The sequence below is a fragment of the Enterobacter soli ATCC BAA-2102 genome, assembly GCF_001654845.1.
Classification (GTDB): domain Bacteria; phylum Pseudomonadota; class Gammaproteobacteria; order Enterobacterales; family Enterobacteriaceae; genus Enterobacter; species Enterobacter soli.
In genome coordinates this window covers 112139-124857 of the sequence record NZ_LXES01000048.1, presented here as the reverse complement: position 1 = coordinate 124857, position 12719 = coordinate 112139, and the positions used below count along the sequence as shown (strand labels likewise).

The 12719-nt window shown below is 50.3% G+C and carries 13 protein-coding genes; 10 read left to right on the top strand and 3 right to left on the bottom strand.

Features of this window, described 5'->3' with window-relative positions; translation table 11 throughout:
- The first annotated feature begins 30 nt into the window (after nucleotides 1–30).
- Genes M987_RS19390 through M987_RS19380 form a run of 3 tightly spaced genes read left to right on the top strand, consistent with a single transcriptional unit; the run spans nucleotide 31 to nucleotide 5034 of the window.
- A complete protein-coding gene (locus tag M987_RS19390) occupies nucleotides 31–3462 on the top strand; it encodes an O-linked N-acetylglucosamine transferase family protein (protein ID WP_014070761.1) in 3432 nt (1143 codons plus the stop codon).
- An 11-nt stretch (nucleotides 3463–3473) separates the two neighbouring features.
- Nucleotides 3474–4628, top strand: a complete 1155-nt coding sequence (locus M987_RS19385; RefSeq protein WP_014070760.1) for a DegT/DnrJ/EryC1/StrS family aminotransferase — start codon at nucleotides 3474–3476, stop codon at nucleotides 4626–4628.
- A gap of 13 nt (nucleotides 4629–4641) precedes the next feature.
- Nucleotides 4642–5034, top strand: coding sequence for an FAD synthase family protein (locus M987_RS19380; protein ID WP_014070759.1), 393 nt, complete (start codon nucleotides 4642–4644; stop codon nucleotides 5032–5034).
- 34 nt (nucleotides 5035–5068) lie between these two features.
- On the opposite strand, the gene M987_RS19375 is transcribed toward M987_RS19380, so the two are convergent.
- On the bottom strand, nucleotides 5069–6265 hold the full coding sequence (locus M987_RS19375) for a sulfatase-like hydrolase/transferase (protein WP_041162083.1): 1197 nt from the start codon (nucleotides 6263–6265) through the stop codon (nucleotides 5069–5071).
- 268 nt (nucleotides 6266–6533) lie between these two features.
- On the opposite strand from M987_RS19375, the gene M987_RS19370 reads away from it, so the two are divergent.
- From M987_RS19370 to sdiA, 7 genes are all read left to right on the top strand, one after another.
- Nucleotides 6534–7253, top strand: a complete 720-nt coding sequence (locus tag M987_RS19370; protein WP_014070758.1) for an RNA polymerase sigma factor FliA — start codon at nucleotides 6534–6536, stop codon at nucleotides 7251–7253.
- A 53-nt stretch (nucleotides 7254–7306) separates the two neighbouring features.
- A complete protein-coding gene (fliZ, locus tag M987_RS19365; protein WP_014070757.1) occupies nucleotides 7307–7858 on the top strand; it encodes a flagella biosynthesis regulatory protein FliZ in 552 nt (183 codons plus the stop codon).
- 86 nt (nucleotides 7859–7944) lie between these two features.
- Nucleotides 7945–8745 carry a cystine ABC transporter substrate-binding protein gene (gene tcyJ / locus M987_RS19360; RefSeq protein ID WP_014070756.1) on the top strand — a complete coding sequence of 267 codons (801 nt, stop codon included), beginning with the start codon at nucleotides 7945–7947 and terminating at the stop codon, nucleotides 8743–8745.
- A 107-nt stretch (nucleotides 8746–8852) separates the two neighbouring features.
- Nucleotides 8853–9839: a D-cysteine desulfhydrase gene (gene dcyD, locus M987_RS19355; RefSeq protein ID WP_014070755.1), complete on the top strand. Its 987-nt coding sequence runs from the start codon at nucleotides 8853–8855 to the stop codon at nucleotides 9837–9839.
- A 21-nt stretch (nucleotides 9840–9860) separates the two neighbouring features.
- On the top strand, nucleotides 9861–10529 hold the full coding sequence (gene tcyL / locus M987_RS19350; protein WP_014070754.1) for a cystine ABC transporter permease: 669 nt from the start codon (nucleotides 9861–9863) through the stop codon (nucleotides 10527–10529).
- On the top strand, nucleotides 10526–11278 hold the full coding sequence (gene tcyN / locus M987_RS19345; RefSeq protein ID WP_014070753.1) for an L-cystine ABC transporter ATP-binding protein TcyN: 753 nt from the start codon (nucleotides 10526–10528) through the stop codon (nucleotides 11276–11278). Before tcyL ends, tcyN begins: the two co-directional genes overlap by 4 nt.
- Before the next feature lie 222 nt (nucleotides 11279–11500).
- On the top strand, nucleotides 11501–12223 hold the full coding sequence (gene sdiA, locus M987_RS19340) for a quorum-sensing transcriptional regulator SdiA (protein ID WP_014070752.1): 723 nt from the start codon (nucleotides 11501–11503) through the stop codon (nucleotides 12221–12223).
- 66 nt (nucleotides 12224–12289) lie between these two features.
- On the opposite strand, the gene M987_RS19335 is transcribed toward sdiA, so the two are convergent.
- Both M987_RS19335 and M987_RS25325 read right to left on the bottom strand, forming a co-directional pair.
- Entirely contained in the window at nucleotides 12290–12514 is a 225-nt protein-coding gene (locus M987_RS19335) for a DUF2594 family protein (protein WP_014070751.1), read from the bottom strand.
- Nucleotides 12501–12581: a hypothetical protein gene (locus M987_RS25325; RefSeq protein WP_420712946.1), complete on the bottom strand. Its 81-nt coding sequence runs from the start codon at nucleotides 12579–12581 to the stop codon at nucleotides 12501–12503. Before M987_RS25325 ends, M987_RS19335 begins: the two co-directional genes overlap by 14 nt.
- Nucleotides 12582–12719 lie beyond the last annotated feature (138 nt).

Genomic DNA, 12719 nt, shown 5'->3' with positions numbered 1-12719 from the left:
AATGACTTCAAGATCCTAAAGGATAGCGCTGTGTTCTCATTAGATTTACCGCAAAGTTTTAGTCTCGCTTCCGTCTCATCCGCGATCCCTAAGTCTGATTCGGTGGCTCCCTATCTCTGCGTAAATAGAATTCAGGCCAGCGCCTGGCTTTACGGTGCCGAGGGGGTCGATCCTCATTCGGCGCGCGTGCTCGATCTGGGGTGCGGTGATGCCTCCCACCTCTTACCTTTTGCGCTCTCTTATCCGCAGGCAACGATTATTGGTATTGATTTGTCCCCGGACAAAATCGAGGCGGGCCAGCTACAGATGAGGCTGGCGGGCGTCGACAATATCCAGCTTTTCTGCGCCGATCTGGCGACGATTTTAGGTGGAATCGACCAGACGTTTGATTACATCTTCATCCATAACGTATTTTCTCTTCTCGATGCGGAGTCCAGAAAGGCATTGTTTGCTTTTTGCCGCCAGCATCTCAGCGTAAAGGGCGTTATCGCCGCAGAGTGGCTGACGCAGCCGGGCACCGGCCTCGCTCAGATCATCAGGGATGCGATTGCCCTGCATACGCGTGATGCGAGCAATGAAGAGGTGCAGATTGAAAGCGCCAGGGCTGCATTAACCTGGCTCTCGCTGGGAATGAGCAACCATCCGGCCCGCGAAGCCTTAGCCGAGCTGATTAAAGAAGCAGAGGCGATGGAAGATGACATCTTTGCGCTGCGCTATCTGCACGGAATGGAAAATGCGACCTATTTTGTCGACTTCCACCAGTCAGTTGAACAATCGGGTCTGCAATATCTGGGGGATTTGTTCCCCTGGAGAGAGTGTCCCCAGCATTATGGCGAAAATGTCGCGTCGCTTTCAGAAGCCGTCTGCCCAGGCCAGGAGCACCTTTTACAGCAGCAATACCTTGATTTTTCGGTTAACCGCCGCTCGCGCTTTAGTCTTTTGAGCGGGGATACTGAGAATCAGGCGCGTTCAGCTTCTCCTGATTTAACGCGTTTGCGCGATCTTCACTGGGCCGGCAGTTTCCGTCGCGTGGTTGACGGTGAGGGACATGTTCAGAACCGCCTGCGTTCCGAGTCCGGTCATTTTGTGGCAACGGATGATGTGGTCACGCTCTCAGTACTGGACGTGGTGGGTAATGCCTGGCCGCTTAGCCTCAGCTTCGAGCAAATCGTTTTCCATACTCATTCTCCTGAGGACGATCTCCAGGAGCATGAGAATAACGTGCTCCTTTCGTTGGGCGCCTTGTTTATGCAGGATACCGTTGGGCTTCACTTCCAGCGCGTTACCTCAGCGTATAACACCAAACGTTCCACGCACCTTGAAACCATTTTTGGCCGCGCTTTCCACCAGATCAAAGCGGGGTTCAACCTGTGGGGAGAACCGGTTGAACTGACGGCGCAGGAAGTCTCGATTCTGGAGAAAGGTGACCTTATCCATGCTGACGTTAAACGCATTGATGAGCTGCGCCGTAAAGGGATCATGATCGGAAGCCCGGCCTGCTGGCGGGCACATTTCCAGCGCTTAATTACGCAGGTATATCCGCACGAACTTGCCGACAGCTTATTGCCGCTGATCCTCTTCTCTTCGCCACCGCATGCCGGTGGCTTTGAGGATGCGCTCTCAGACAGCGTGAATAAAACGCTGGATAAGAAAGATACTCAGCCGGTCGATCAGAAATTGATTGATCGTATGCATGCCCTCATTGCGCGAGAAGAGTTTGCTAAAGCCCGTGAACTGGCCCGCGAGTTAACGCAAAAATCAGAAAATAATCCTAACGCGTGGCTGGAGCTGTCCCGCGTCTACAGCCGTACGATGGAATATGCTGCCGCGGTCCGGGCGATCTGCCGCACCCTTAGCATTACCTCGATTAACTGGGATATCTATTTTGAGCTTTCAATTGCGCTCTGGAATCTTGAGAAAGGCTGGCTCACGGGCAGGGTGGTCAGAGCCATACTGCGTGCGAATCTGAATAACGGGCTTGCCTGGAACTCGCTGGCACATATGTATGCTGAGTTTAAAATAGTAGATAAAGCGGAAGTCTGTTTTGAAAAAGCGTTGAAGATCATGCCTGAGAACAGCGGCGTGCTCTCAAATTATTCGGCGCTCATTTCAGAAAAACTGCGCATGGATGAAGCCATTGCGATGATGCGCAAAGCCATCCGGCTGTCACCTTCAGATATGAACCTTTACAGCCGCCTCAATTTTGAGCTCTCCCACAGCGGTGAATGCTCCCCGGCGGAACTGTACGAACAGCATCGGGTGTACGGTCGCCAGGTTGAAAAATGGGCGAAAGGGCAGAAAACGGCGTTTACATGGTCTGCGGATAAAACCCCTGAGCGCCGTCTGCGCATTGGTTTTGTTTCGGGCGATCTGTGTCGCCATCCGGTGACCTGGTTCCTGAAACCCTACTGGGTCAATATTGACCGCGATCTCTACGAACTCTACGTCTACAACACCTCGCCAATTTATGACGAGGTTAGCGAAACCTTTGCGAAAACGGCGGTGAAGTGGCGCAACGTCTTCTCCGAGAGTTCAGTGGAGCTCGCACGCATCATCAATAGTGATGAAATTGATATTCTGATCGATCTGTCCGGACATACCGGATATAACCGGCTACCAACCTTCGCACTGAAACCCGCCCCCGTGTCAATCGGGTGGATTGGCTATCCATGCACCTCCGGGCTGAAGGAGATGGATTACCATATCTGCGGGACCGGTATGGCCACGCCGGGGGAGCTGGACGATCAATTCTCAGAAAAGCTGATCTTTATGTCGATGCCGGTGCAGTACGAGCCGCCAGCAAATTCTCCGGACATCAACCCTCTGCCGGCGCTGTCGTCAGGAGTCTTTACCTTTGGTAGCCTGAACAGACCGAAGAAGATCAGCGATAAAGTTATTGAAGTGTGGGGCCGGCTGCTCGCCGCTGCACCACAAACGCGCCTGTTGATTGGCTATATGCCTTCTGAAGATGTTATTCAGACCTTACGGACCAAACTGGAGGCTCATGGGGCAAGGCCAGACCAGCTGACTTTCCGCATGAAGATGCACTTCGACGAATATATGCGCATGCACCACGAAATCGACCTGATGCTCGATACCTTCCCTTATGACGGCGGCACGACCAGCAACAACGCCGTATGGATGGGCGTGCCGATGGTTACCCTCAACGATAAAACGATGGCCGGCCGACAGGGCAATGAAATTATTAAGGCATACCAGCTAGAACAGTTCCTGGCCGCAGACGAGGACGCTTATTTTGAACAGGCCCTGGCCTGGACCGAGAAACGGGAAGAACTCAACACGATCCGACTGACCATGCGAGAGCGTTTCGAGAAAAAGAGAAATCAGGTTACTGAGCCTGCCCGTACCTTCGAGGCAACCCTCCGCACCGTCTGGGAAAATTACTGCTCAGGCCATAAACCAAAAAGTTTTGTCGTAGACGGCGACGACCATAACGCTTAAGAGAGTTAACCATGCGTGAGAATATTTTTGTCACCAGTCCGTTGTTGCCGCCTTTAGAAGAGTTCATTCCGTATCTTGAACAAATCTGGCAAAGCAAACAGCTCACTAACTCGGGGCCTTTTCATCAGCAGCTGGAAAAGGCACTGGCGGAATATCTTGGGGTGAAGCATTTATCGTTGTTCTCGAACGGTACGCTGGCGTTGCTTACGGCGCTTCAGGCATTAAGAATAAAAGGTGAGGTCATCACCACACCTTATTCATTTGTGGCAACGGCGCATACGATCTTGTGGAATTCGCTGACGCCGGTCTTTGTTGATATTGATCCCGTAACCTGCAACATGGATCCTAAAAAAATCGAAGCGGCGATCACCCCAGAGACGACGGCGATTTTGCCAGTCCATTGCTATGGAATCCCCTGCAATGTGCAGGAGATCCAACGCATTGCAGATATGTATGACTTACGCGTGATTTACGATGCGGCACATGCTTTTGGCGTCAAAGAGCAGGGCGAAAGTATCCTCAATCATGGGGATCTCTCGGTGCTGAGTTTCCATGCGACTAAAGTATTCAACACCGTTGAAGGCGGGGCAATTATCTGTCAAGACGCGAAGATGAAAAAGCGCATTGACGATCTTAAAAACTTTGGTTTTGCAAATGAAACCACGGTTGTTGCCACGGGTATCAACGGCAAAATGAATGAAGTTCAGGCAGCCTTTGGAATACTACAGCTTCAGCATATTGATGAGGCTTTAGAGAAACGGAAAATTATCTATGATTATTATCGTGAGAGCATCGCAGATATTCCGGGGATCACCCTTCTTGAAAAGCCGACTGGAATTGAGTGGAACTATGCTTATGCGCCTGTCTTTGTTGAACCATCGTCGCCGTGCACGCGTGATGAACTTTATGAAAGCCTGAAGCCACACGGTATTTTCACCCGGCGTTACTTCTATCCGTTAATTTCTGAGTTTCCAATGTACAGGGGATTGCCAAGTGCGCAACCTGGCATGATGCCGGTCGCTGAAAGTATTTCCGCGAGCGTATTGTGTCTGCCTGTTTTTCCAACCTTAACGCTTGATGAGGTTGAAAGAATTGTTGGGTTAATTCGTGCGCAGATTGAAAGCCATCAGTTTTCAATTGAGCCTCCGCTCTGTAAAACGGCTTGAGCAGGTAAAATAGATGAAGCGAGTTATCACCTTTGGTACGTACGATGTTTTTCATATCGGACATATTAATATTCTTGAGCGTGCCGCGCAGTTGGGGGAGTACCTTATTGTGGGGATCTCCTCTGACAATCTGAGTTATAAAAAAAAGCAGCGCTATCCGCTTTATTCTCAGGATGACAGGATAAAAATAATCAGTTCAATGCGTTGCGTTGATGAAGTCTTTATTGAGGAGTCGCTTGAGGATAAAGCCCGCTATATCCAGGAAAAAAATGCAGACTTACTGGTCATGGGGAATGACTGGGAAGGGCGATTTGACTGGGTAAAGCCCTGGTGCGACGTGGTTTATCTTCCTCGTACACCGTCAATATCGACAACAGAAATTATCGAAATTGCCCGGGCCCGTTAGAAAAAAACCCATCATTATGATGGGTTTTATACATTCAGAGCAGGCTGTCTTTCCTGGCAATATAATCCTGTAGCAGTTTCGACATCTCTTCGTACGCCGTCATGATAATCTCCTCGCAGCCCGGAGATAAAAAGTTTTGAATATGCGGGTGGGCTCCGGCAGAGCGACCAATGCCCAGTCGTTCATAGTCGATCGTCATTTTACCCTTCACGTTTTTCATATAGTCGAGCAGATTGAACTGGTTAGCGCTATCGGCTTGCCAGGCATACATTTTGTACTCGCCCTTAACATACAGCAGATGAAAAAGCTCAGACGTGATGGAATAGCCCTTGCGGAGCGGGGTATGAGGTGAATCACCCGACTGTGCGGCAAAGAGGTTTCGGCTGTAGCAATACTTGCGTTCGCCAGAGAGGGCGGACCAGGTTGTCGGCGTTTTTTCCGTCATGACAGGGAGATCCAGCATGTCGAACACCGTTTTCTGTAGATCAATCATGCTCACAAGATGATTAATATCGCGAGCTTTATGGTGGCTATTATAAATGAAGGCAGGCGTGTGGACTAACGATGTATAAGGCTCAATCGCATGGGCAAAGCCACCATTTAAGCCGTGATTCCAGAAATCGTCACCGTGATCGCCAAAAATCACCAGAACGGTGTTTTCCATCTGTTTGTAATTCATCAGCAAACGCAGAATATCGCCGACGGTGCTATCCATACTCTCGTATCCGCGCTGCCAGCGAACAAAACTGTTTTCACCGGCGGACTTATAGCTATCCTGATAGCAGAGGTGGCTGCTGAGGTTCCAGATATAGAGTGCGAAAGGTTGTGAGCGGTCGGAAATGATACTTTCCGCGTTATGCACCATTTCATTAGCCGTTGAGAACCATTTGAATTTATCGCTTTCACTCCAGATCTCATCGAAGTTAGCCCAGTTGATGGGATAACCTAATCCTGCGGTGCGATATCCTGCCTGGCGAAGCTGGTCAAACATGGCGGGTGCTTTACGATTTGGCGTCAATCCCACTTCAAAATTCACATTGTGCTCAAGAACATTATCATCGCCATGCAGCAAGTCACTTACCGCCATGAAAGAAGATGTCGCCGATGAGATGAAATTATTCAGTCGTAATGAATGAGGAACAAGGCTATTGAGGCAGGGAAACCACTGCCGGTGGCTGTAAATTGCCTGATTGAGACTTTCAAGATGAATGAATACAACGTTCTTTTTCATGGATATTCCTTGGCCTGGCTACGATACGATTGACAAAAGACGATGCCGTAGAGGCAGAATGTCGATGACGCTGCCTTGATTTAGCGATGAATAAAGTAGAATGAGCATAAGTAATCAAAAGATCCGTTGCTCCCAAATACAGTATGAAATGATGTTCAGACCACAACAGTTTAAATAACCCCTCATTTCACCCACTATTCACCCAATTAAAACCCCTCCAGAATCGGATAATCATGCCGATAACTCAACTAACGCAGGGCTGTTTATCGTGAATTCACTCTATACCGCTGATGGTGTAATGGATAAACACTCGCTGTGGCAGCGTTATGTTCCGCTGGTGCGTCACGAAGCATTGCGCCTCCAGGTGCGTTTGCCGGCGAGCGTGGAACTGGACGATCTGCTACAGGCGGGCGGTATCGGGTTATTGAATGCAGTTGACCGATACGACGCTCTGCAAGGAACGGCATTTACTACTTACGCAGTACAGCGTATTCGTGGTGCGATGCTGGACGAGCTGCGCAGCCGTGACTGGGTGCCGCGCAGTGTTCGCCGCAACGCACGCGAAGTGGCACATGCGATGGGGCAGCTGGAACAGGAACTGGGACGCAACGCAACGGAAACTGAAGTGGCGGAGCGTCTTGGCATTGCTGTTGAAGAGTATCGTCAGATGTTGCTCGATACCAATAATAGCCAACTCTTCTCTTATGATGAGTGGCGTGAAGAGCATGGCGATAGCATCGAGCTGGTAACAGATGAACACCAGCAAGAAAACCCGTTACACCATTTAATGGAAGGTAATTTACGCCATCGCGTAATGGAAGCTATTGAAGCTTTACCAGAACGTGAACAACTGGTGTTGACCCTCTATTACCAGGAAGAGCTCAACCTCAAAGAGATTGGCGCTGTTCTTGAAGTGGGCGAGTCGCGGGTCAGCCAGTTGCACAGCCAGGCCATTAAGCGCTTACGTACCAAGCTGGGTAAGTTATAGGTGATTGATTCACCTAAAAATGCCGCACAACGTATTGACAACCAGGAGTTATCATGACGGTGCAGCAATCAAAAAGACGGCCTCTAAGCCGCTACCTGAAAGACTTTAAACACAGCCAGACGCATTGCGCCCACTGTAATAAATTACTCGACCGTATCACGCTGGTTCGTCGTGGCGAAATCGTGAATAAAATTGCGATCTCTCGCCTCGACACGTTAATGGATGAATCAGCATGGTTTGAAGAGCAAAAAGAGTGGGTGGCGCTTTGCCGTTTCTGTGGCGATTTACACTGCAAAGAGCAAAGCGACTTCTTCGACATTATCGGCTTCAAACAATTCCTGTTTGAACAAACGGAGATGAGTCACGGCACTGTGCGCGAATATGTGGTTCGCCTGCGTCGCCTTGGCCAGCATCTGACCGTGCATAACATTTCTCGCGATCTGCTTAAGACCGGTTATCTGGATGAAAATCTGGAGCCGTGGTTGCCTGCAACCAGCACCAATAACTACCGCATTGCACTGCGCAAGTACGCGCAATATAAGGTACAAATGCCGGGTGTGGTGAAGCAGAAAGTCCACGCAGAGACAACTTCTGATATATATTAAAAAAGAATAAGATGTAGCGCAGCCGCCTTTGACGTTGCAGGCGATTTCACTACACTACTCAAAAATTCCACTATATCGGGGTACTTATGAAATTAGCACTTCTGGGTCGTCAGGCGCTGATGGGTGTAATGGCTGTTGCGCTGGTCGCTGGCATGAGCGTGAAAACGTTCGCGGCGGAAAATCTGCTGAATAAAGTCAAAGAACGCGGCACGCTGCTGGTTGGGCTGGAAGGAACCTATCCTCCGTTCAGCTTCCAGGGTGATGACGGAAAACTGACCGGTTTCGAAGTGGAATTTGCCGAAGAGCTGGCGAAACATCTTGGCGTAAAAGCCTCGCTCAAACCGACCAAATGGGATGGGATGCTGGCATCACTGGATTCTAAACGTATCGACGTGGTGATTAACCAGGTAACCATTTCTGATGAGCGTAAGAAGAAGTATGACTTCTCTACGCCATACACCGTGTCGGGTATTCAGGCGCTGGTGAAGAAAGGCAACGAAGGCACCATCAAAACCGCTGCTGACCTGAAAGGCAAAAAAGTGGGTGTCGGTCTGGGGACTAACTACGAAGAGTGGTTGCGCCAGAACGTGCAGGGTGTTGACATCCGTACCTATGATGATGACCCAACCAAATACCAGGATCTCCGCGTTGGTCGTATCGATGCCATTCTGGTTGACCGTCTGGCAGCGCTGGATCTGGTGAAGAAAACCAATGACACCCTGGCTGTAGCGGGTGATGCGTTCTCTCGTCAGGAGTCTGGTGTTGCAGTGCGTAAAGGCAACGAAGATCTGGTGAAAGCCATTGATGCGGCCATCGCCGATATGCAAAAAGATGGCAGCCTGAAGGCGCTCTCCGAGAAGTGGTTCGGGGCTGACGTCACGAAGTAAGCCGTTGGCTGTAAAAAAAGGCGCTTTTAAAAGCGCCTTTTTTATTTCTTACGCGTCTGCGTGCATAATAAAAAGTATCTAATAAAGACAGCGTTACCGGAGGATCCATGTCACTGCAAAATTTAACGCGCTTCCCACGCCTCGAGTTTATTGGCGCACCCACGCCGCTGGAGTATTTACCGCGATTTTCTGATTATTTAGGGCGCGATATTTTTATTAAACGTGACGATGTGACGCCAATGGCGATGGGCGGCAATAAGCTGCGCAAGCTGGAGTTTTTGGCCGCAGATGCGTTGCGCGAAGGGGCAGATACGCTGGTGACCGCCGGGGCGATTCAGTCCAACCATGTACGCCAGACGGCAGCCGTGGCGGCAAAGTTGGGCCTGCACTGTGTGGCTCTGCTGGAAAACCCGATTGGCACGCGCGCGGAAAATTACCTGACCAACGGTAACCGCCTGCTGCTGGACTTGTTTAATACCCAGGTCGAAATGTGTGACGCTCTGACCGACCCGACGGCACAGCTTGATGAGCTGGCCACACGTCTGGAAGCACAGGGCTTTCGTCCGTATGTTATTCCTGTGGGGGGCTCGAATGAGCTGGGTGCGCTGGGCTATGTGGAAAGCGCGCTGGAAATTGCTCAGCAGTGTGAGGGTGCAGTTAATTTGTCTTCTGTCGTTGTCGCTTCCGGCAGCGCAGGGACTCACGCCGGGCTGGCAGTAGGTCTGGAGCAACTGATGCCCGAGGCGGAGCTGATTGGTATGACGGTTTCCCGAAGCGTTGCCGATCAAAAACCAAAAGTGGTGACCTTGCAACAGGCGGTGGCAGAGCAGCTCGAACTTCAGGCGAAGGCCGATATTATTCTCTGGGATGACTACTTTGCTCCGGGCTACGGCACACCAAATGAAGAAGGCATGGAAGCGGTAAAATTGCTGGCCCGTCTGGAAGGTATCCTGCTTGACCCGGTTTATACCGGCAAGGCGATGGCAGGGCTTATCGACGGTATTGCGCAGAAACGCTTTAAGGATGAAGGCCCGATTTTATTTGTCCACACTGGCGGGGCACCCGCGCTGTTTGCCTACCATCCTCATGTCTAAACATCAGGTAGAAAAATAATAATGCAAGAAAGTATTCAACTGGTTATTGATTCGTTGCCGTTCCTGCTAAAAGGTGCGGTATTTACGTTACAGCTCAGTATCGGCGGGATGTTCTTTGGCCTGGTGCTGGGGTTTGTGCTGGCATTGATGCGGATGTCGCCGGTGCTGCCGGTACGCTGGCTGGCGCGTTTTTATATCTCTGTCTTTCGTGGCACACCGCTTATCGCCCAGCTCTTTATGATCTACTACGGTTTACCGCAGTTTGGTATTGAGCTTGATCCGGTCCCGGCGGCGATGATCGGCTTGTCGCTGAATACCGCGGCCTATACCTCGGAAACCCTGCGCGCGGCGATTTCCTCTATTGATAAGGGCCAGTGGGAAGCGGCGGCCAGTATCGGTATGACGCCATGGCAGACGCTGCGCAGGGCAATTCTGCCGCAGGCAGCCCGTGTGGCGCTTCCGCCGCTCAGCAACAGCTTTATCAGCCTGGTGAAAGACACCTCGCTGGCGGCAACGATTCAGGTGCCAGAGTTGTTCCGCCAGGCGCAGCTTATTACCTCGCGTACGCTCGAAGTCTTCACCATGTATCTGGCGGCCTCGCTGATCTACTGGGTGATGGCGACGGTACTGTCTGCGCTGCAAAACTATTTTGAAAACCAGCTTAACCGCCAGGAGCGTGATCCGAAATGAGTGCTATCGACGTCAAAAACCTGGTGAAAAAATTCCACGGACAGACGGTACTGCACGGTATCGATCTTGAAGTTGAGCAAGGAGAAGTGGTGGCGATTATCGGGCCAAGCGGCTCCGGGAAAACCACGCTGCTGCGCAGTATTAATTTGCTGGAGCAACCGGAAGGCGGAACCATTCGCGTGGGTGATATCACCATCGACACCGGGAAGTCTATCAACCAGCAGAAAGGGCTGATCCGCCGTCTGCGTCAGCATGTCGGGTTTGTCTTTCAGAACTTTAATCTTTTCCCGCACCGGACCGTGCTGGAAAACATTATTGAAGGGCCGGTCATCGTAAAAGGCGAGCCTAAAGACGAAGCCACCGCCCGGGCCCGCGAGCTGCTGACGAAAGTGGGGCTTGCCGGTAAAGAGACCAGCTACCCACGGCGTTTATCTGGCGGCCAACAGCAGCGTGTGGCCATTGCCCGCGCACTGGCTATGCGTCCTGATGTGATCCTGTTCGATGAACCCACCTCTGCGCTTGATCCTGAGCTGGTGGGGGAGGTGCTGAACACTATCCGCCAGCTGGCGCAGGAGAAACGTACAATGGTGATTGTGACGCACGAGATGAGCTTCGCCAGAGATGTCGCCGACCGGGCGATATTCATGGATCAGGGGCGAATTGTAGAGCAGGGGCCGGCAAAAAGCTTATTTGCTAACCCACAACAGCCGCGTACCCGCCAGTTCCTCGAAAAATTCCTTATGCAGTAGCATTTATGCACTAATTTGCTCCAGATTTTTCCCCTGGAGCAAATTATTCTCCCCTGAGCCCTTTCGTATTGTTTTTTTATTCCGCACAGTTCGGATTAACCGTATTAAAACTGAAGTTAATAGTCATATAGCCGATATTTTGTATATCTAAATAAGTTTTATGTGTTAGTTTATATTCACCATAATAATGATTATCTTTATCAGAGGCTTCATTCAGTCAGTATGAAGGAAACAGACTTTTTCACATGGCGTCGGGAATGCTTTCTCCGGTTTCAGGAAATGACAACCGCCGACGAGGTTTATCTCGAACTTCAGAGACAAACTCAGGAACTGGAATTTGATTATTTCGCTCTCTGCGTTCGTCATCCAGTGCCTTTTACACGCCCTAAGATTTCTGTGCATACCACTTACCCCGCACAGTGGTTAGCGCAATATCAGTCAGAGAATTATTTCACCATCGACCCGGTGCTGAAACCTGAGAATTTCGTTCAGGGGCATTTACCCTGGACTGATGAATTATTCACTGACGCTCAGGCATTATGGGACGGAGCGCGTGACCACGGCTTACGCAAAGGAATAACGCAGTGCCTGATGTTACCCAATCATGCGCTGGGTTTCCTTTCCGTATCGCGTACTAGCCTGGTGGATAATACCTTCGACGTCGAAGAAATAGAGTTGCGCTTACAAATGCTGGTGCAAATGGCTCTAACGTCTTTACTGCGATTTGAACACGAGACGGTAATGCCGCCTGAAATGAAATTCAGCAAACGTGAGCGGGAAATTCTGAAGTGGACGGCTGAAGGAAAAACCTCAGCAGAAATAGCAATCATTCTCTCAATCTCAGAGAATACGGTTAACTTCCATCAGAAGAATATGCAGAAGAAATTCAACGCACCCAACAAAACGCAGATTGCCTGCTATGCGGCGGCGACCGGGCTTATCTGAAGCAAAAGACGTTCTGCGTGGCAGACGAGGACAACGGCTGAATGCAACGCATCCAGCCGTTTTTTTTTACTGGCGGTAAGCTTGTTTAATTTGCTTAACCGTATTGGCAAATACCGCTGATTCAGCCTGGTCTTCCATTTGCGCGATTTGTTTTTCCATCTTAATGATCACACGACCGGCGTCAGCCTGACCCATTGCCTGCAGCATCAGCGTCAGCAGCGATTTCAGGCAGGATACTTCCTGTGCCAGTTCTTGGTTATTCTCCGCAGTGGCGAATTCAGGTGTGCTCATTTATTTTCCTCATTATAAAACAGCGCTTGAGCGCGACGATGAAAGTTAAGGCCGCGGAGTATACCACAAGCCGCGTCAAAAAATGCAGTGGTTGTTTTTCGTACTTTTACGCTTTTTGTTTATTCGCGTAAACAACAAACGGCGGTAATCTGTACGCCAGTTTATCTGCAATTAATTGTTTAACGCCGGTACTGCCACCGTTAAT

Bases quoted from the DNA above. Each gene is read 5' to 3' on its own strand.
- M987_RS19385 (WP_014070760.1), top strand. From the start codon at position 3,474: ATGCGTGAGAATATTTTTGTCACCAGTCCGTTGTTGCCGCCTTTAGAA.
- M987_RS19380 (WP_014070759.1), top strand. From the start codon at position 4,642: ATGAAGCGAGTTATCACCTTTGGTACGTACGATGTTTTTCATATCGGA.
- M987_RS19375 (WP_041162083.1), bottom strand. From the start codon at position 6,265: ATGAAAAAGAACGTTGTATTCATTCATCTTGAAAGTCTCAATCAGGCA.
- fliZ (WP_014070757.1), top strand. From the start codon at position 7,307: ATGACGGTGCAGCAATCAAAAAGACGGCCTCTAAGCCGCTACCTGAAA.
- tcyJ (WP_014070756.1), top strand. From the start codon at position 7,945: ATGAAATTAGCACTTCTGGGTCGTCAGGCGCTGATGGGTGTAATGGCT.
- dcyD (WP_014070755.1), top strand. From the start codon at position 8,853: ATGTCACTGCAAAATTTAACGCGCTTCCCACGCCTCGAGTTTATTGGC.
- tcyL (WP_014070754.1), top strand. From the start codon at position 9,861: ATGCAAGAAAGTATTCAACTGGTTATTGATTCGTTGCCGTTCCTGCTA.
- tcyN (WP_014070753.1), top strand. From the start codon at position 10,526: ATGAGTGCTATCGACGTCAAAAACCTGGTGAAAAAATTCCACGGACAG.
- sdiA (WP_014070752.1), top strand. From the start codon at position 11,501: ATGAAGGAAACAGACTTTTTCACATGGCGTCGGGAATGCTTTCTCCGG.
- M987_RS19335 (WP_014070751.1), bottom strand. From the start codon at position 12,514: ATGAGCACACCTGAATTCGCCACTGCGGAGAATAACCAAGAACTGGCA.